Raw genomic sequence first — 18,682 nt, forward strand, 5'->3', positions numbered from 1 at the left:
TCAAAAATAGAGGGCCAATAAAAGGGATGTTTCTGGCGGAAATCAACTCAAAAAAGGCTGAACAAGCGTTCAGTCTTTCTATAATATTAGAGTTCTTTCTGCAACTCAGCCAAGGCCATCATGGCCTCCATCGGTGTCATGGTATTGAGGTTGAGCTGGCCGAGACGGGTGAGAACCGGATGACTCTCTGCTGCCGTAAAGAGGTCCAGCTGCTCCCTGGTTTCGTGAACAGTTCTAGGCGTCTCCTCCTGATCGACCGCAATCTGGGCTGCATGTTGCTCTAATTGGGTCAGGATATGATCGGCTCTAGCGAGCAAGTTGTCCGGTAACCCAGCAATCTTAGCCACATGAATCCCGTAGGATTTATCTGCTGGGCCTTGGGCAATCTTATGGAGGAAAGTCACCTGACCAGACTTCTCCAAGGTGGCCACATGGACATTGACCAAGTGCTCCAGCTGCTCGCTGAGGCTGGTCAATTCGTGGTAGTGGGTCGCAAAGAGGGTCTTGGCCCCGACCTTGTCATGGATATGCTCGATGATGGCTTGGGCCAGAGCCATGCCATCATAAGTTGCTGTCCCACGACCCAACTCGTCAAAGAGAATGAGGGAGTTTTCTGTTGCTAGTCTGATGGCCTTATTGGCCTCCATCATCTCCACCATAAAGGTCGACTGACCGCTGACCAAGTCATCGGCCGCGCCGATGCGGGTAAAGATGGCGTCAAAAATAGGCAGAGTGGCCCTTTCAGCCGGCACGTAGGAACCAATCTGGGCCAGAATGACAATGATGGCCAACTGACGCATATAGGTCGACTTTCCGCTCATGTTTGGCCCAGTGATGAGTTGAATCGCTGTCGCTTCGTCCATCTGGATATGGTTGGGCACATAACTTTGCGCCCCCATGACCTTTTCAACCACCGCGTGCCGGCCATTGACAATATCAAGAACACGGTTAGCTGTAAAGGTCGGTTTAACCAAGTGTTGCTGCTCGGCCACTTCAGCCAAGCTCTGGAGAACATCGACCGTCGCAATGGCTTGCGCCAGGTCTTGCAAGCGTTGGATGTACTTGGCCACCTCCTGGCGCAGGCGCATAAAGATTTCATACTCAAGAGAGGCAGACTGCTCCCGCGCTTCCAGGATATCCCGCTCAAGGCTGGTCAAGGCTTCTGTCCCGTAGCGCTCGGAGTTTTTCAAGGTCGCCTTGCGGAAGAAATGATTGGGCACATGTCCCAATTGAGAATTGGTCACGTGGAAATAGTAGCCATCCTTACGATTGTAATCGATCTTGAGGTTAGTAATCCCGGTCGCTTCTCGTTCCTTGGCCTCAAGCTCCGCAATCCAAGCCGCACCATCTCGCATGATGACCCGGTACTTATCTAAGGTCTCGTCAAAGCCAGTCTTGATAATCCCACCTTCTGTGATAACTAGGGGAGCATCAGGGTCAATGGCTGCGGTGATAAGGGCGTGGAGTTCAGGAAGAGCGTCCAAACGGCCTACGAGCTGGTCTAGGACAGGTTGGTCCAAGCCTTCTAAAATGGCACGTATGGCTGGGACGTGGCCAAGGGTCTGGCCCAGTTGCAAGAGGTCCTTGGGTGTTGACTTGCCAAAAGATACTCGGCTGGCCAAGCGCTCAATATCATAGACCCCTTTTAGGGCTTCCACTAAGTCCGCTCGCTCGATAAAAGCGTCCATCAGAACCTGAACAATAGCCTGTCGGTATTCTATCTGCTGGCGATCGATCAGGGGTCGATCCAGCCAAGCCCGCAGGAGGCGCATGCCCATGGCTGTTTTCGTCTCATCCATCAACCAGAAGAGACTGCCATGCTTTTTACCGGTCCTTGCGTTTTCTAACAGATCTAAACTTGACTTGGTCGCATAGTCCATCTGCAAGACATCACGGACTTGATAAGGACGAACAGGCTTAAGGTGGCTCAACTCCCGCAACTGAGTCCTAGCCACATAGGCAAGGAGCTTGCCGGCTACTTGTTTTTCGAGGACTGTCAAGTGCTGGTCGATTAAGGGACTTTCTATAAGGGCGTCTTTTTGAGGAGACAAGAGCAAGTTCATCTGGCCAGAGAGGACTTGTTGAGTCTCTTCGTCAAGCTCAAAGCCCAAGACCACTTCCCGAGCACGAAGGTTGCGAATTTCTCCTGTTGCGCTCGCTAAATCAGCCATTTCCGTCACATAGAAATCTCCTGTGACCACATCCATGTATGCCAGACCATAGGTGTTACCTAACTGATCAAGGGCAATCAAAAAGTTGTTATCGCTATCCAGCTTGCTGGAGTCTGCGACTGTCCCAGGCGTGATCACTTGGACTACCGCCCGCTTGACAACGCCCACAGCGGTCTTAGGGTCTTCCATTTGCTCAGCAATAGCTACCTTATGGCCGAGTTCCACCAAGGTATCGATATAAGTCTGGGCCGAATGATAGGGCACACCTGCCATAGGGATGGGGTTGTCCGCATTTTTATTGCGACTGGTCAAGGTCAACTCTAAAATCTGAGCTGCCTCTACAGCATCATCGTAAAATAGCTCATAAAAATCGCCCATGCGAAACAGCAAAAAAGCATCTGGATAATCTGCTTTAATATCCAGATACTGCTGCATGCCTGGGGAAAGTTTTTCAGTTGTCATGACTCAACTCCTCGTTTCGCCTACTCATCTGCTGGGGCATAGATTACTTGGTAAGCCTTGAGTTTAGATTCAATGGCTTGGGCAGCAGCCTCATCTCGGCAGATCGCAATGACTGTGTCTGCTCCTGCGACGGTCCCCAAAATTTCATACGGTCTAGCCTCATCAATCACATTAGAGGTCACTCCTGCTTCACCTAAACGGGTATGCATGACAAGGGTAAAACTTGCCCGTTCCATCTTCAAGACATAAGTGGCTAATAACTGAATAAAGTCATCCCCTTCTTGGTGCTCTGGTAAAATATAATAGGATTCTCCCCTGTCTCTCGTCTTAATTAGGCCTAGTTCTCTCAAGTCTCTCGATAAGGTTGTCTGAGTGACCTCAAAGCCTTTTTCTTCAAGGCCTTCTTGAATTTCTCTTTGCGTTGACAGGTGACGCGTGCGAACCATTTCCTTAATGGCTTTATGCCGGTCTCGTTTTTTCATGGGTTTCTCCAATTCCTTTTCTTATGCAAGATTATACCAAAAACATGGGAATTTTTCATCATTACAGGCGGAATTCCCTTGATTTTGTGTTAGAATAGGAAGGAAGACATTTAAAAGGAGACCTACCATGGATTCTAAGTTACAAGCTGCAAAAAGTCTGGCTGCCATCCTTCCTAGCCTAGACGAATCAGCTATCCTCAATTTACTTGAAAAACCAAAATCCGCCGACCTTGGAGACATTGCCTTTCCTGCCTTTTCTCTGGCCAAGGTCGAGCGTAAAGCCCCTCAAGCTATCGCAAGCGACATTGCTGAAAAGATTGATGCGACAGGCTTCAGCAAGGTTGTTGCTACTGGACCTTATGTGAATTTTTTCCTTGATAAGACGGCAGTATCAAGCCAAATTCTAAAGGACGTCATTGCTTTGGGAGCTGATTATGGCCAGTCAGATCTTGGTCAAGGGCAAAACGTGGTCATCGACCTTTCGTCGCCCAACATCGCTAAGCCTTTCTCAGTAGGTCACTTACGGTCAACCGTTATCGGGGATGCCCTATCTAATATTTTTCAAAAAATTGGCTACAAGACCGTCAAGGTCAACCATCTTGGTGACTGGGGCAAACAGTTTGGTCTTTTGATTGTGGCCTATAAGCTCTGGGGAGACAAGGCTGCCGTTGAAGCTAATCCAATCAGCGAGTTACTTAAGCTTTATGTCCGCATTAATGATGAGGTTAAAGACCATCCTGAATATGATGACGAGGCGCGTGCTTGGTTTCGAAAACTGGAAGATGGTGATGCTGAGGCGCTTGAGCTTTGGCAATGGTTCCGTGATGAAAGCTTGGTTGAGTTTGACCGTATCTACCAACAAATGAACGTCACTTTCGACAGTCTAAATGGGGAAGCCTTCTACAATGATAAGATGGATGAAGTCGTTGAGTTGTTGACTAAAAAAAATCTCCTAACCGAGTCCAAAGGGGCTCAGGTCGTTGATTTGACTAAGTATGGCATCGAGCATCCTGCCCTCATCAAAAAATCAGACGGTGCGACGCTTTACATTACTCGAGACATCGCTGCTGCTCTCTACCGTAAACGTCACTATGATTTCGCGAAATCCATCTACGTAGTAGGTCAAGAACAAGCTGCCCACTTTAAGCAGCTCAAGGCTGTCTTAAAAGAAATGGGTTATGATTGGAGCGATGACATCACTCACGTCTCCTTTGGCCTTGTGACCAAGGGCGGTGCAAAACTCTCGACCCGCAAAGGCAATGTCATTCTTCTTGAGCCCACACTCCAAGAAGCCATTACCCGCGCTCAGGCCCAGATTGATGCCAAAAATCCTAACTTAACCGACAAAGAAGCGGTGGCTCACGCCGTTGGGGTTGGTGCCATCAAGTTTTACGACCTTAAAACGGACCGCAATAACGGTTATGACTTTGACCTTGAAGCCATGGTCTCCTTCGAAGGCGAGACCGGCCCTTACGTTCAGTATGCCCATGCCCGCATTCAATCTATCCTGAGAAAAGCAGACTTTACACCAGATGCGACCCAATCCTATAGCCTGGATGATGCTGAAAGCTGGGATATCCTCACGCTTCTTCAGGCATTCGGAGCTACTGTACAGCGGGCAGCCAATAACTTCGAGCCATCTATCATCGCTAAATATGCGATAAACCTAGCTCAGGCCTTCAACAAGTTCTACGCCCATACCCGTATTTTGGATGACAGTTCAGAACGCGACAGCCGCTTAGCCCTCGCTTACGCAACAGGCCTAATCCTCAAAGAGAGCCTCCGCCTCCTCGGCGTCGATGCTCCAAATGAGATGTAAAGTAAAACCATCTCTCGCTCGTTAGCAAGGGATGGTTTTGTTCTCTAAATAATCAAGTCTATCCCTTGAAACTCTTGCTCAAGTGGAAAAAGACTTCCTTCGGGAAAGTTTCCCCTCTGTTAACAACACGACTGTGGAAACCTGCCAGAAGACCTGCAAATCAACACCCATATCTGCCGTGGTAGCTACCAGTCACCCTATGCGACAACTAGCCCTTGTTAAAGAAGTGATTAAAGACCTTTGGGAAGCAAGCTCGTAATCAGAAGCGTCACTATTTACTCCTTTAGTAAATAGTGATTTTTAATTGTTTTAGTTAATTCTTCGGAACCATTCTTTGTGCTCTTATTCACTATCGTAAAAGAATTGTGATATAATATAGAAAACGCTTTAAGGAGGCGCAGATTATGAAAAAGATGCTACTTTTCTTTTATATCCCCTTGCTATTTGTATTGGCAGCTTGTGGCCAAACGGCAAAGGATGAATTTCTTACGCGAGTGGAGTCTCAACAGTCTCAAAAACAGACTTCTTATGATTACAAAATAAAAATGGATGATGTGACTTCTAGTGATGCAACTGGTATCGCTACATCGTTCGAATCCTTTATTGGAAAACAGATTGATGCCACTATTTCCCAAGATCTGGAAAAGGGATTGGCTACTATTTTGCTTGATTTATCTGCTGTTAATCCTTCCCTTTCTCAAGTGGAAGTTATTTATGCAGGTGATAACCTCTACATGAATGCTGCAACTTTCACATCTCTTTCCGGTATCACGACAACTGCTTTGGATGGAAAATACATCGATGCCCAAGAATTATTAGGACAATCGATGCCGGAAATTCCAAAGTTAAGTGATTATACGCCTAATAATCAGGCTAATGCAGCTCTTTACAAAGAATTGGACGAGAAAAAATTTACCAAGGATGGGGATGATGTCACTTTGACCCTGACCTTGAATGACCTTATTGCTTTGGTTGAAAAAGCAGCTGAAAAAGGGGATGAAGAAACCAAAAAGCAAGCTGCGGATATCCAAGAACAATTAGAGACTGCCACAGAATCTCTCTCTCCAGATTCCATCTTTAACATCACGTTGGATAAGAAGGACAATGGAAAACTCTTAATGGATCTGTTCTCTGCCGAAAACAAAGAAGACACTATCAAAATCAGCATGACCTTCACGAAAAAAGACTATCAAGAGCCAATGGCCCCTACAGCAGAAGATATTCTAACTGAAGAGGAGTTCAATACGTTAATGCTAGAAGCCTACTCAGGCCAATAGGAACCTCATTCAATAATCATTCAAAAATAAGAAAGACTTTGTCTACAAATAAAGGGCAAGGTCTTTTTACCTTTAAAAGGCTCCATAATCTCCATGCGGGGTTACCCACTACAGAAATTATAGAGCCTATAAAATCCGAAAACCCAGGCACGTGTCTGGGTTTTCGAATAGGTTAAGAATTGTAGGCTATCCAGTTTTATTTTTTAAAATTCCAACATTCCCTGAATTTACTCCCTCTTGAAGATGACTGAGATCCAGCCATTCTAAAAATTCTTCAATAGCTTGATTCCAATAGTCCCATGTATGTCCCCCCGGTTTTTTTATAAAATGATGTGAAACACCATGTGATTCTAGACTGTCAGCTAAATGATCATTTGAGGGTAATAGAAAATCCTCTGTGCCACAAGAAATAAAAAGTCTTGGAAAATCAACATTTTGGGAAGATAACTTATTAATCAGAAATGGAATGTGGTAATCACTCTCTAAAAGTCTTTCTAAATCCCCAAATATACCTTGGTAATAGGAACGCTTTTGAAAAAAAATAGGAGAGTCTTCTACAGATTTAGAGGCATCTTCTGTAACTAACGCTGCAGAAAAAGCTCCTATCGCAGAAAAGTTTTTTGCAAATGTCATTCCATTGTACAATGCTCCATAGCCTCCCATAGATAATCCTGCAATAAATGTATCCACTCTCTTGTGCGACAGAGGAAACATTGCTCTAGTAATCTCCAATAGTTCTTGTCCAATAAAATCACTATAATGTTCACCTGCAGTAGAATTATTTAGATAAAAATGATTTTCTCCGGCTGGCATTACCACAGCAATCTGGTATTTTTTTGCTAAAGATGCTATACGTGATCCAACAAGCCAATCATTTTGGTCCCCAAGTATACCATGGAGCAGATAGAGGGTCTTGTAAGGCGGATTACTAATACGTTTTCCATTGAAATCTATTTGGTCGCTTGGTAAATAAACGTTAAATGTCACTGTTCTCTTAAGTGAATGTGACATTGCATTCACAGTTAATAATGCCATCATTTCTCCTTTGAAATTAGTATATATAGGAATAGTTTAACAGTTAAAACAAACTTGTCAACACTACTATAAGAACTTAATTTTTAGCAATTCTAATATTGTATCCGTTTGAAATTTTAGATTTAAAATAACTTTTGATCCAACTTCTTCAATGGGTAAAACGATTTTTTGCCAAATATCTGATGACATAAATGTCATACTTGTTGGAATATCTGATAAATTTTCAGTTGTATAAAGATAAGCTTTGCCTTCGCCACCTCTTAAAGTAATTTCTAATGACTTAGATTTCTCGACATTAAAGTATTTAAAACATAAGATACTATGATTCTCTATCTCTGTTACATAATGAGTTAAATTATTTTCAACTAAATATGGAAAACTATCCTGAGTAGCATTATACATTTGGCAGGCTATCCCAGCTGAATAACTCCCCTGACTTGGTAATGAAGTAGATGATAACCCACAGGAAGTCACAGAGACTTGATCAATTACTCCGTTTATTTTATCTATTTTAATCTTCTCCGCACAAGCCTGTCGACTATAATGAGTTCCATGTGTGTGTCGATGATAGAAGATATAGTTTTCATTAGCAACCGTCAAAATACCTCCATGGTTGTTTCCCTGCACATTTTTCATCTTAAGATTCCCCTGATATCCTATATCTGTATTAGAAATAATAACTCCCTTGTATTCAAATGGTCCTAATGGATGACGACTAGTCGCGTAACATAATTCATGACCATGTATACTAGAGTAGACAAAATAATACCAATCCTCTATTTTACGAATACTGGATGCTTCAAAAAATGGATGCTTCTCAAAGGATGTTTCAGTAGAATATTGAGCACCTGGTGCGATAAGAGTGACTTTCCCAGTCTTTATGGTAAGCATATCCTGTTCAAGCTCCAAAGCATAAGCTCCTTCATTAATTACCTTGTCTGAAAACCCCTTGAATGGAGTCAAAGGCGTAAAACCATAATAAAGATAGATCTCAGAACCGTCAACTAAGATGGCTGGATCAAACGCCAATCCCTGTTTAGGTAAGGAACCGTCAGAATAAGTCACTTTCCCGTAATAATCAAATGGCCCCTGTGGAAACTCCGAGACAGCCACACTTATGTGGGTTAGGCCCACTAGAGCATAATATAAATAATAACGTCCATCAGGTCCTTGAGCAACGTCTGGAGCAAAAAGAGGCCGATCTCCACTAGTATTTTCCGGATCCTGTACACGCCGATAAGAGACCCCCTCGTATTGCCAATTTGTTAAATCGTCTTTCGGTGCTGACCATGAAACATAATCAAGTTCACAATACGAAGAGCCATTTGCTCTATCGTGAGAACCATATATATAAACACGTTCTCCAAATAATTTAGGTTCCCCATCTGGCACATACTCATCAAGGGGTAAAAAAGGATTTGTGATAAATTTTCCCATAATTTCCTTTCTCATTTACAAAAAAGAGGGTTCTCCCTCTTTTTTATCATATAAATAATTTAAACTCAGTTTGCAAATAGTCTTCACTGGATCTCCCCACAAAAAGATCAAACTCTCCAGCTTCTGATTTGTATTCCAGACTCTTTGTTACAAACCGTAGCTTTTCTTCTGTAATCTCAAAAATTACTTTTTGAGATTCTCCTGGCGATAATTTTATTTTTCTAAAATCTTTTAATTCTTTGACTGGGCGAACAACTGATCCGACTCTATCTCTAATATAAAGCTGAATAGTCTCTTCCCCCTCAACATTACCTATATTTGAAATATCAACAGAAACTTCAAGATTAGTATCTTTCGTTAGTTTATTTGAACTAACCTGAAGATTAGTGTACTCGAATTCTGTATAGGATAATCCATAACCGAATGGGTATAGCGGATTGTTTGGAGCATCAATGTACTTAGAAACAAAACGATCACTATGAGTAGACGTCAGAGCAGGTCTTCCAGTATTAAAGGCATTATAGTAAATAGGAATTTGGCCAACATTATACGGAAATGACATTGTTAAACGACCACTTGGATTCACTTTGCCCGTTAGAACATCTACGATAGCTTGTCCACCCATCGTTCCTGGAAACCATGCTTGGATTATAGCACTCACTTGCTTCTCAATCTTAGTCAATACTAATGGGCGTCCACTGAAAAGTACCAAAACAACTGGTTTCCCAACTTTTTCAATTGCATCCAATAGCTTTTGTTGAATTTCTGGCAATCCTAGATCTGTACGACTACCTGCTTCACCAGACTGCAAGGTATGTTCTCCTAACGCTAGTACAACAACATCTGATTCCTTGGCTAAGTGAATAGCCTCATCTAAATCAGCTCTAATACCCTCAGCTGTGTTAACACGACCACCGCTAACCATCTTTCCAAACGTTCCCAGAACTGAATAATCTTCGAGAAAATCAGACCCTTTAGCAAATCTGACTTCTTTTCCCTCAAGGGAATAGAAGGCTTCTTTTATAGAGACCGAATCTTCAGATTTACTGTGAACCGCCCAAAGGCCTAAAAGCTCTTTGCTTTCTGCATATGGTCCTATAACAGCAATTTTCTGTTTTTTGACATTTAAAGGTAAGATATTATTATCATTCTTTAAAAGAACTAGTGATTTCCGAGAGATTTCTAATGCTTTTTGTCTAGCCTCTGGTGTATTAAGATAGGTTTCCTCTTCCACATCCGCAAAGCGATGAGGATTTTCAAATAGTCCTAAGTCATTTTTCAGTTTTAGAACACGCCAAACAGCATCATTGATTAGCGTCTCGCTAATTTCTCCATTTTCTAATAACGGTTTTAACTGGTTGGAGTAACAATTGGTTTTCATATCAATATCAACCGTTGCTTCAATAGCCATCTGAGATGCTTCACGTTCATCTCTAGCTATCCCGTGAGCTACTAGTTCTTGAATAGCTGCATAGTCTGTAATAATAACACCATCAAATCCCCATTCTTTACGAAGGACATCATTCATTAACCACTTATTAGCTGTTGCTGGAATACCATCAACAGTATTAAAAGATGTCATAACCATCTTAGCTCCAGCATCGACCGCTTCTTTATAGGATGGCAAATAATCTTGTCTTAATCGTCTTTCTGACATATCAACAGTATTATAATCCCTACCACCCTCTGGAGCACCATACGCTGCAAAGTGTTTTACACAGGAAACGACTGTGTTTTCTCCCAAATCTCCTTGGAAACCTTCCACCATAGCTCGAGCATAACAATTGTTCAAATAGGTATCTTCTCCAGTAGACTCCAATGATCTACCCCAACGAGGATCCCTCACCAAGTCAACCATTGGTGCAAAAGTCACATGAGTTCCAGCTTTAGAAGCTTCTTTTGCAATAAATTGGTACCCTTCTTTGATAAGTTTGGGCTCCCAAGTTGCCCCTTGTCCTAAAGGTATTGGAAGTGTGGTGCGATATCCGTAAACAACATCTCCCATAAAAAGAAGTGGAATTTTATGACGTGATTTAGTAAGATAATTTTCCTGAATGGTTCTAACTTTTTCAGCCCCTAAGACATTTAAGACAGATCCAACATTCTGAACCATTTCTTCTGAAATACCTAATTTCTCTCTAGGACCAACAGTTAAAGCATCCGTCCCAAAAAAATCTCCCGAAAGTTGAATCAATTGACCAATTTTTTCCTCGATAGTAAGGGATGATAATAATTCTTTTAATTTTTTTTCTTGCATTGTTATCTATACACAGATGCTTAGTATACAGAATCATCTGCCTTTCCTCTTTATTTTTATAATTATCAATAGATATGATATCTAACCCTTAAAATAGTAGGTTCGTTTGGAAGTGAAACAAGGTAACGTTCATCACCATTTAAAACTCTTCCGCGACTCCACTTCCCGTCAAGAAACTCTCCCTCTTCTAAAGTAAGAAGACCGACATTTTGAGAATTGTTAGATAAAATTTCTATGATGACATTTGTTCCAACTAAAAATAGTTCCTGCTTATCTCCTTGAAGAATAAAACCTGCCGATGGAAGTTCTTCCTTTCCAGTTTGACGATATTTTATTCGAACCTTAATATTTTCAATCTCGACTATCTTGCCTCTATCAGAGTCCCTATTCTTTTTGAAAGCATGTATAGTATTAAACTTTCTTGCTTGGATAATTTGTTCTGTTAACGACGCAACAATTTTATAAGCTCTAGCTAATAGCGGATAAGTTCCTTGTGGGTTAAATGCGCTACCATCAATAGCCAGTTGTGCTAGAACCTCTGACATTGAAGAAGAGTCTGCATCTTTAAAATCTTCTATAGCAAATGGCGAGAAGCAAAATAAATTATATTTTGCAACTGCATACAGAAAATTAGACACGGTTTGTCGATCTTGACGAGTCTCTGGAACTAGCAAAACTGATTGATTTTCAGTGTATGAGTCACAAATATCTGAAAAGTTAGGCACATAAATATCTGGACTAAAAATGTCAATAGAGGATGCCACATGCTTCCAAAATGGATACATTCGTGCGGTTGGTCCACCCATTGGATATTCTCCAGGAATAGCGCCTGGCTTCTCCAACCAAGCATTAACAAGATAAGGAATAGGGTAGATTTTTTTACCTGCATCTGCAATACGTTCTATTGCAGATGCAAAATGATATGCTAAATAGTATTCTTTTGATTCATCTCCAAAAATTTCATTCCAAGAACCATTACATGAGCTAAACTGACTAACGATCTCAGGTACTTTTTCATCTAATTTTTGTAATGCTTCATGGCTATAATCAAAATCAGAACCTAAGATTCCTACCTCGTTTTCAATTTGTATCATAATTACTGTTTGCTTATCCTGATCGTACTCCTTCAGAAAAGCCACCAACTCCTGAAAAGCTAAACTATCTTTCTCAACAGCTTTTTCTGAATATGGAGAAACCGTATAAATTTTTTCATTTTTTGCATTCTCTGCTAAACCATAGTTTTTCAGATTCTGTTTCATCCAATCAGGGATATATGTTGACAAACTATTTTTCCATAAGCCAAACCATAGTAGAATTAACTTCTTGTTATTACTCCTGGCACCATCTAAAAGATATTTAACTGAAGAAAAGTCGAACTCTCCTTCTACTGGTTCAATAAGTTCCCAAGATATCGGTGCAAGAACTGTATTCAGATTTAATCCATCTAACTTTGGCCAAACCTTTTCTTCCATATACGAATAGCTGCTAGCACTAGAATTATGGATTTCACCAGCCAAAGCAATAAAAGGTTTATCATCCACCATTAACACTGGTAATGTTGAATAATCAAAATGTGGTAACTTCTTCATAAAACTTTCCTTTTAAACAAAGCTATCTTATTCAACCACTCGTTCATCTTCTATAGCTTGCTTTTCAGCAATTTTAAAGAAAGGATACCATAGAGCAATCCATAAGAAGATTTGAAACACTTGAAATAAAGCAACTTTCCAACCACCTGTAATTAAGCCGTTTAAGAGAATTGGTGTACCAGTTGGTGCTCCAATACCTGTTAAACGTGGTAAAATACCTACTACTGTCAAAAAATAAGCTATACTTAGAGATATGACATTATTAAAAATAAAAGGTATTGCAAATGTTGGATTTAATACTAAAGGAGTACCAAAAATGACTGGTTCCGTAATCCCAAAAATCGCAGGAACAACAGCTAATTTTCCTAATGTTTTATAACGAACTGTTTTCGACAGTAACATCAAGATAACTAGACCAATCGCAGTGCCTCCCATACAATATATCATAAAGAATTGTAACCCAACTATATTTGGTAAAGGTTGCCCATTGCTATAAGCATTCAACTGTGCCACATCCATTGCCATCCAGATAGGCATGATGACACCAAAGGTTACCATCGTACCATGGATACCAAAAAACCATAAAATCTGACCAATCAGTGCCACAATTAGAATGGCCCAAATATTACCACCAAGGCTTTGCAATGGAATTTGTAATACACCGTAAATTAACTGGTGGATACTACCATATGACGTATTAGACATTAACCCTGCAATTACTACAAAAAGAGCAACGATTAAAACACCAGGTACAAGTCCAGCAAATGAGTCTGTAATAAATGGTGGGACAGATGCAGGCATTTTGATTGTCCATCCCTTATCTGTAATCCAGACAAATAATCGTCCTACTATAATAGAAACAATCAATGCAGAGAAAAGCCCCGTAGAACCTAACCAAGTCATTGGAATATTCGTTACCATGTTGAAACCTTCTCCGACACTTTCAACGGGGGTCAAAATCATAAATGATACCACAGCAATCACTGCTGCAATGGTTCCTTTTCTATTAAAAGATTCTACAATGGCGTTAGTAATTGTAAATACAAAAATTAAAGCCAAAAAGTTAGTAGTAAAAGTTATCGGTAATTGCAAAATATTAGAAAGACCTGTTTCTGTCAAAAAATTTTGATAAGATTCTATGGGAAATTGCTTTATTAGAGCAGCTAAAGATCCAATCAAAGTTACTGGCATGGCTCCCATCATACCATTCATAATCGCTTTTAAATAACGATTATTAGACATTTTATTAACCAATGGCTGGTATTTTTTTTGAATTGCACTTAAATCCATTTTAATCTCCTCCTTATTTCAATAAATTCAAAGCATCTTCTAACACTTTAGTACCGTTCATCATCCCGTAATCCATCATATCGATAACCGAAATCTCCATTTCCCTGTTCCCATATCTCTCTTCAAACTCTTCAAGTAAATAACTGACTTGAGGACCTAGTAGCAGAACATCTGTTTTGCCTTCAAAGTTTGGAAATGCTGACTCTGACATTGCTCGAATATCAATTTCAACACCTTTGTCTTTAGCTGCTTCTTTCATTTTTTGCATCAGCATAGATGTTGACATACCTCCCGCACACACTAGCGTGATATTTACCATAAGTCTTCTCCTTTTATTTTGTTTTATATAGTTCTACAAATTCGGTGGCCATATCCTTAACGGTTATGGCGTTCATGAGATGGTCTTGAGCGTGAACCATCAAGAGGGAGATTTCTGTCTTTTCTCCCGATGCTTCCTTGGTCAATAAGTCTGTTTGAGCATGGTGCGCTTGAACAAGGTAATCATTACACTCTGCTAAGTGCGCTTCTGCTTCCTCAAAGTCTCCTTTTTTGGCAGCGTAGATAGCTTTCATGGCTAAGCTTCTAGCATTCCCACCATTAACGATAAGACCCATAATAACTTGTGTTTGGTCATTTTCCATAGGTTTTCCTCTCTTCTTCTATCTGACATCTTTATCATAACGATTTTATCTTTTAAACTCCATCACTTCTTCTGCCGTTTTGAAAACGGTAATACATTCGATATAATTTTAGCAATTCTTTTTTGTTCTTTTTAAGATTATTTTGCCGATTAAAACTTCTTGGAATCGGCATATGGAATCTTCAATCAGCTGTCTTACAAAAAAAGCCAGCCTAAGACTAGCTAAGAATATGGACTAAGGTTTCAAAAGTCGGTGTCGTAATAAGTTTTTGGATGGCTTTTTCATCAAAAAAGAGATTACTGGTCTTTTGGTAAAAATCTTCGAGCTGAGGATCTTCCTGAGATCCTATTGACAATAAGAAGACAACTTGTACCTTATTAGTTTTCCATAGAATCGGTTCTTCTAAAATAGCAACAGTCACAAAGCTCTGCTCTGTCATGACCTGATAAGGGTGTGGGAGGGCGACGAGGTTGCCAAAATCAGTCTGACCCAATTCTTCTCGTCGCAAGACCGCCTCTTCAAACCCCTCTGGCAGAAGGCCGTAGTGATCAATATGTTGACACATGTGAGCAATCACCTCTTCTCGGGTGCTTGCTGTTAGTTTAGGAAGGAAAAGGTTGGTTGAATAATAATTTAAGACTGTCGAGCGATCCCCACTCTCAAACATTTGGCGGTAGGTTAAAATCTCGTTGGCATCGATAAAAAGGTTAATCTCATATATCGGTACAGGATACTTCTGATTCAGAGGAACCGTCGTAAAAATATAATCAATTTCCTTCCCTTTAAAATCAAATTGTTCCAGGTCTGCTACCGTACATTCATAGATATTGTTCAGGTAATCCCCAAATGCTTGTCGGTATTTAAACTTAAAGAGCTGTGAGCTACTTTTCCCAGAAATGCAGACCAAAACGATATTCTTAAGCTCAATGGGACGATTGCGTTTTTCTGTCGCTAAAGCAAATATAATCGCAATATAGGCGACTTCATCTTCAGGAATGTCCTTGCCATAATGTTCTTTGAGACTGGTTGAAGCATTTAAAGCGATCGTATAGGGGTAAGGGTATTCTTGCTTGATAAGGTCTAGGAGTGGATTTTGAATGGCAATATTAAAGCGCATGCGAATATCCATAGGAACAAGGTGCTGGTTCAATGCCATGCGTAGCTCTAAATTTTGCCTGAAATCAAGTGCAAGGGTTTCATGAACTCTAGTTAACATTTTATAGACAAGCTCATCAATCTCTCCTGTAATGACAAAATTTGGTCCATAATGACTATAAGAATCCGAAGATAAACGAGAGCCATAATGAATGGCTAGAAATTGCCGTTCAGGGAGAGAAAGAGGTTGCCCAAACTGCTGTTCAAATAAATCACTATAATCATCGACTATTTGCTGAGTAGCAGAACTCATCAATTCCTCTGGAACATCTTTCTCTAAGATAGCATGCCCGTCCTGAAGACGTTTTATGGTAATACTAATGTACTTGATGACATTTTCCAAGGCAACCTCTGACATACTAACCTTATGGCGTTGATTGCCTTCCAAAATGGTCGTCATCAACCACTGATCTTGAGAGGGGGATTCAAAATCCTCATAAAGGGTATTTAATAGACAAATACGCTTATCAAATTCTTTGCCGATAACTTTGATACCATAATTGGGTTTTCGCTCAATCTGCAAGTTATACATTGACAAAATGGCCTCTACACGTTTAAGATTGGCGGACAGGGTATTCCTAGAAATAAAAAACTGTTCTGCGACATCATCAATTTTTAGGAAATCATCTGTATCTAAAAGCCATTTTAGCAGGGCTGTTTGGCGATCCTCACTCGTTTCCGGAATATCGCTGTCATCTTTTGGAGCAACTGCTAAGAATGCTTTCTCATCCTGAATTAACAGCTTATAGCCAAAGTGACGTTTCGATTCAATTTCAGCACCGTAGGAAACTAATATTTCCTTGAGCTCTTTGATCCGGTTGCGAACCGTTTTCTCACTAACACCTAGCTTGTCTGCAAGATCCTGCGATGTTTGATAGCTATCCAAGGATAACAATTTTAACAGGTCATATAAATTACGATGCATTGATTATCCTTTCTGAGCTATTATCCGACTCTAAACAGTGACCACAAGATACTTAATGGCAAAAAAGGTGATACTCAAATTCATTCTCATTCTATTGTATCAATCCCAGCCTTAATTGACTAGACTAATTTTTACCGTATTCTAAACGGTAAGCCTTGTAAGATTAGAGTACAGCTTGTCGACAGCGTAACTCTTTTTCATAAGAGCTAAACAATTACTCTCACTTCTCTAAATAAAAACTAGCCAGACTAATGTCCGACTAGTAGAATCACTTGTTATTTTTGAACACCAACCTACTGGTCAGGATTTTTAATCACTCGTTTGTAGCGTAACCATTCGGGTTATTCTTCTGCCAGCGCCAGGTATCACGGACCATATCGGCCAAGTCTTTCTCAGCTACCCAGCCAAGCTCTGTCTTAGCTTTTTCAGCATTAGCATAACAGGTCGCAATATCACCTGCACGTCGTGGGCAAATTTGGTAGGGAATAGCAATGCCATTTTCTGCTTCAAAAGCCTTAACCAAATCCAGAACACTGTACCCAATGCCGGTGCCTAGATTATAAACCTTGGCTCCTGGTTCTTGGAGATTCTTGGCTACCGCTAGGACATGGCCTTTAGCTAGGTCAACCACATGAATGTAGTCTCGAACCCCTGTACCGTCTGGCGTGTCATAGTCATCTCCAAAGACGGAGAGCTGTTCACGTTTACCGACGGCAACCTGCGAGATATAAGGCATGAGGTTGTTTGGAATACCATTTGGCGCCTCCCCAATCAAACCGGACTCATGAGCACCGATTGGATTAAAGTAACGAAGATTAGTCACAGACCATTCTGGGTCAGAATGCTCCACATCAGTCAAGATTTGTTCCATCATGACCTTGGTATAGCCATAAGGATTGGTCGCTGATGTTGGCATCTCCTCAAGGAAAGGCACTTGATTGTTCATCCCATAAACTGTCGCTGATGACGAGAAGACAATGTTTTTCACACCGACGTCAGTCATCACCTCAAGGAGAGCAATGGTCCCTGAGATATTGTTATGGTAATACATGAGCGGTTTTTCAACCGATTCTCCAACCGCCTTAAAGGCCGCAAAATGAATCACCGAGACAATGTCATGTTTGTCAAAGACATCGCGCAAGAAAACTTTGTCAAGAATCGAGCCCTCGTAGAATGGAATCTCCTTGCCTGTAATCGTCTTGAGACGATTGAGAACCTCAGGAGATGAGTTTGAAAAATTATCCACAATGACGACTTCGTAGCCTGCCGCAATCAGCTCAACCGCTGTGTGGCTACCGATGTAACCCGCACCACCCGTAATCAAAATAGCCATGTCCGACCTCTTTTCTCTTGTTTTAACTAGTATTATAGCATATTTTAGTAAAGTTTACTAAATATTATAGAGTTTCTCTATTTTTTCAGCAATCCGCTTAATATCATCCAACATGCCTCGCATCTCAAAATCATCTAAGACTGGAAAACCAAACCGCTGGCTATATTGTTTGGCCGTCAGACAGTATTGGTTGTTGAAATTCCGATTGCCCGAACCGACAATGCCCAAACATTGCTTAAAATTATCCGCATAGGCGATAAAATCTCCCAGAGGATTGGTCAAGATTTCCTGATCACCATTATCCACCCCATTACCACCTTCTAGATAGGTCGGTAGAAAGGCCACAAAAGGGCCAGCCATCTCATAAAAATCCTGACCATCTTTAACCAGCTCTTTCACATCGACAGCATCAATAGTGATGGCTTCCCCATGTTTCTCGAGCAAATGTTGGCTCATGCGACGGACAAAAGAAGCTGTATTACCGCTTAAACTAATATATACAAATCGTAAGGTTATCATTTTTTTCCTAACTAAAACAGGTTAATGAGCTTGAGACAAAAGTGTCTCAAGCTTCTCTATTTGATAGTAATAACAGATTGACGCAGTGGTTGGGAGTAACACTCACTGGCTTTGCCAGTTTTAGTGTTACCCCTGCACAGGTCATTAGGTACTTTAGCGCCAACAAGCCACTGCTGAGTGCCTCTCATTTGCTGATTTCATCAGCTTTTACATCCCTAATCGACTGTGCGGAGATGGGAGTGAAAAGGTCTGGGAATAGGCCTTCTCAGCCTGAACCTCAAACTGAAAAA

The 18,682-nt window shown here is 41.0% G+C and carries 14 protein-coding genes; 2 read left to right on the forward strand and 12 right to left on the reverse strand.

Features of this window, described 5'->3' with window-relative positions; all coding sequences use genetic code 11:
• Nucleotides 1-86 precede the first annotated feature (86 nt).
• Together mutS and argR are read right to left on the reverse strand one after the other, a co-directional pair.
• Nucleotides 87-2,633 (reverse strand): DNA mismatch repair protein MutS, encoded by a 2,547-nt coding sequence (gene mutS / locus ACVRYP_RS07310; protein ID WP_447468079.1) that lies wholly within the window; start codon nt 2,631-2,633, stop codon nt 87-89.
• Nucleotides 2,634-2,653: 20 nt separating this feature from the next.
• A complete protein-coding gene (gene argR, locus ACVRYP_RS07315) occupies nt 2,654-3,115 on the reverse strand; it encodes an arginine repressor (protein WP_447468080.1) in 462 nt (153 codons plus the stop codon).
• A gap of 127 nt (nt 3,116-3,242) precedes the next feature.
• Here argR and argS point away from each other — a divergent pair, with 127 nt between their 5' ends.
• Both argS and ACVRYP_RS07325 read left to right on the forward strand, forming a co-directional pair.
• Nucleotides 3,243-4,934, forward strand: a complete 1,692-nt coding sequence (gene argS / locus ACVRYP_RS07320; protein ID WP_447468081.1) for an arginine--tRNA ligase — start codon at nt 3,243-3,245, stop codon at nt 4,932-4,934.
• Between the two features lie 404 nt (nt 4,935-5,338).
• Nucleotides 5,339-6,211 (forward strand): hypothetical protein, encoded by an 873-nt coding sequence (locus ACVRYP_RS07325; protein ID WP_447468082.1) that lies wholly within the window; start codon nt 5,339-5,341, stop codon nt 6,209-6,211.
• A 186-nt stretch (nt 6,212-6,397) separates the two neighbouring features.
• On the opposite strand, the gene ACVRYP_RS07330 is transcribed toward ACVRYP_RS07325, so the two are convergent.
• The 10 genes from ACVRYP_RS07330 to nrdI all read right to left on the reverse strand — a co-directional run bounded on the left by ACVRYP_RS07330 (nt 6,398) and on the right by nrdI (nt 18,392).
• On the reverse strand, nt 6,398-7,246 hold the full coding sequence (locus ACVRYP_RS07330; protein ID WP_447468083.1) for an alpha/beta hydrolase: 849 nt from the start codon (nt 7,244-7,246) through the stop codon (nt 6,398-6,400).
• A gap of 66 nt (nt 7,247-7,312) precedes the next feature.
• Complete coding sequence (locus ACVRYP_RS07335) at nt 7,313-8,683, reverse strand: family 43 glycosylhydrolase (RefSeq protein ID WP_447468084.1); 1,371 nt, start codon at nt 8,681-8,683, stop codon at nt 7,313-7,315.
• Nucleotides 8,684-8,729: 46 nt separating this feature from the next.
• Nucleotides 8,730-10,940: a beta-glucosidase BglX gene (gene bglX, locus ACVRYP_RS07340; RefSeq protein ID WP_447468085.1), complete on the reverse strand. Its 2,211-nt coding sequence runs from the start codon at nt 10,938-10,940 to the stop codon at nt 8,730-8,732.
• Nucleotides 10,941-11,005: 65 nt separating this feature from the next.
• A complete protein-coding gene (locus ACVRYP_RS07345; RefSeq protein ID WP_447468086.1) occupies nt 11,006-12,529 on the reverse strand; it encodes a DUF5597 domain-containing protein in 1,524 nt (507 codons plus the stop codon).
• A 27-nt stretch (nt 12,530-12,556) separates the two neighbouring features.
• Nucleotides 12,557-13,819 carry a PTS sugar transporter subunit IIC gene (locus tag ACVRYP_RS07350; protein ID WP_447468087.1) on the reverse strand — a complete coding sequence of 421 codons (1,263 nt, stop codon included), beginning with the start codon at nt 13,817-13,819 and terminating at the stop codon, nt 12,557-12,559.
• 13 nt (nt 13,820-13,832) lie between these two features.
• A complete protein-coding gene (locus ACVRYP_RS07355; protein ID WP_447468088.1) occupies nt 13,833-14,138 on the reverse strand; it encodes a PTS sugar transporter subunit IIB in 306 nt (101 codons plus the stop codon).
• Nucleotides 14,139-14,151: 13 nt separating this feature from the next.
• On the reverse strand, nt 14,152-14,460 hold the full coding sequence (locus ACVRYP_RS07360) for a PTS sugar transporter subunit IIA (RefSeq protein ID WP_447468089.1): 309 nt from the start codon (nt 14,458-14,460) through the stop codon (nt 14,152-14,154).
• A gap of 217 nt (nt 14,461-14,677) precedes the next feature.
• A complete protein-coding gene (locus tag ACVRYP_RS07365) occupies nt 14,678-16,540 on the reverse strand; it encodes a BglG family transcription antiterminator (protein ID WP_447468090.1) in 1,863 nt (620 codons plus the stop codon).
• A gap of 313 nt (nt 16,541-16,853) precedes the next feature.
• The gene (galE, locus tag ACVRYP_RS07370; protein WP_447468091.1) at nt 16,854-17,873 is read right to left on the reverse strand and encodes a UDP-glucose 4-epimerase GalE; all 1,020 of its coding nucleotides are present in this window, start codon (nt 17,871-17,873) and stop codon (nt 16,854-16,856) included.
• Nucleotides 17,874-17,930: 57 nt separating this feature from the next.
• Nucleotides 17,931-18,392, reverse strand: coding sequence for a class Ib ribonucleoside-diphosphate reductase assembly flavoprotein NrdI (nrdI, locus tag ACVRYP_RS07375; RefSeq protein WP_447468092.1), 462 nt, complete (start codon nt 18,390-18,392; stop codon nt 17,931-17,933).
• Between the last annotated feature and the right edge of the window lie 290 nt (nt 18,393-18,682).

This window comes from Streptococcus rifensis (assembly GCF_053203525.1).

Excerpts from the sequence above, each read along its gene's own strand:
- mutS (WP_447468079.1), bottom strand. The coding sequence starts at position 2,633 with ATGACAACTGAAAAACTTTCCCCAGGCATGCAGCAGTATCTGGATATT.
- argR (WP_447468080.1), bottom strand. The coding sequence starts at position 3,115 with ATGAAAAAACGAGACCGGCATAAAGCCATTAAGGAAATGGTTCGCACG.
- argS (WP_447468081.1), top strand. The coding sequence starts at position 3,243 with ATGGATTCTAAGTTACAAGCTGCAAAAAGTCTGGCTGCCATCCTTCCT.
- ACVRYP_RS07325 (WP_447468082.1), top strand. The coding sequence starts at position 5,339 with ATGAAAAAGATGCTACTTTTCTTTTATATCCCCTTGCTATTTGTATTG.
- ACVRYP_RS07330 (WP_447468083.1), bottom strand. The coding sequence starts at position 7,246 with ATGGCATTATTAACTGTGAATGCAATGTCACATTCACTTAAGAGAACA.
- ACVRYP_RS07335 (WP_447468084.1), bottom strand. The coding sequence starts at position 8,683 with ATGGGAAAATTTATCACAAATCCTTTTTTACCCCTTGATGAGTATGTG.
- bglX (WP_447468085.1), bottom strand. The coding sequence starts at position 10,940 with ATGCAAGAAAAAAAATTAAAAGAATTATTATCATCCCTTACTATCGAG.
- ACVRYP_RS07345 (WP_447468086.1), bottom strand. The coding sequence starts at position 12,529 with ATGAAGAAGTTACCACATTTTGATTATTCAACATTACCAGTGTTAATG.
- ACVRYP_RS07350 (WP_447468087.1), bottom strand. The coding sequence starts at position 13,819 with ATGGATTTAAGTGCAATTCAAAAAAAATACCAGCCATTGGTTAATAAA.
- ACVRYP_RS07355 (WP_447468088.1), bottom strand. The coding sequence starts at position 14,138 with ATGGTAAATATCACGCTAGTGTGTGCGGGAGGTATGTCAACATCTATG.
- ACVRYP_RS07360 (WP_447468089.1), bottom strand. The coding sequence starts at position 14,460 with ATGGAAAATGACCAAACACAAGTTATTATGGGTCTTATCGTTAATGGT.
- ACVRYP_RS07365 (WP_447468090.1), bottom strand. The coding sequence starts at position 16,540 with ATGCATCGTAATTTATATGACCTGTTAAAATTGTTATCCTTGGATAGC.
- galE (WP_447468091.1), bottom strand. The coding sequence starts at position 17,873 with ATGGCTATTTTGATTACGGGTGGTGCGGGTTACATCGGTAGCCACACA.
- nrdI (WP_447468092.1), bottom strand. The coding sequence starts at position 18,392 with ATGATAACCTTACGATTTGTATATATTAGTTTAAGCGGTAATACAGCT.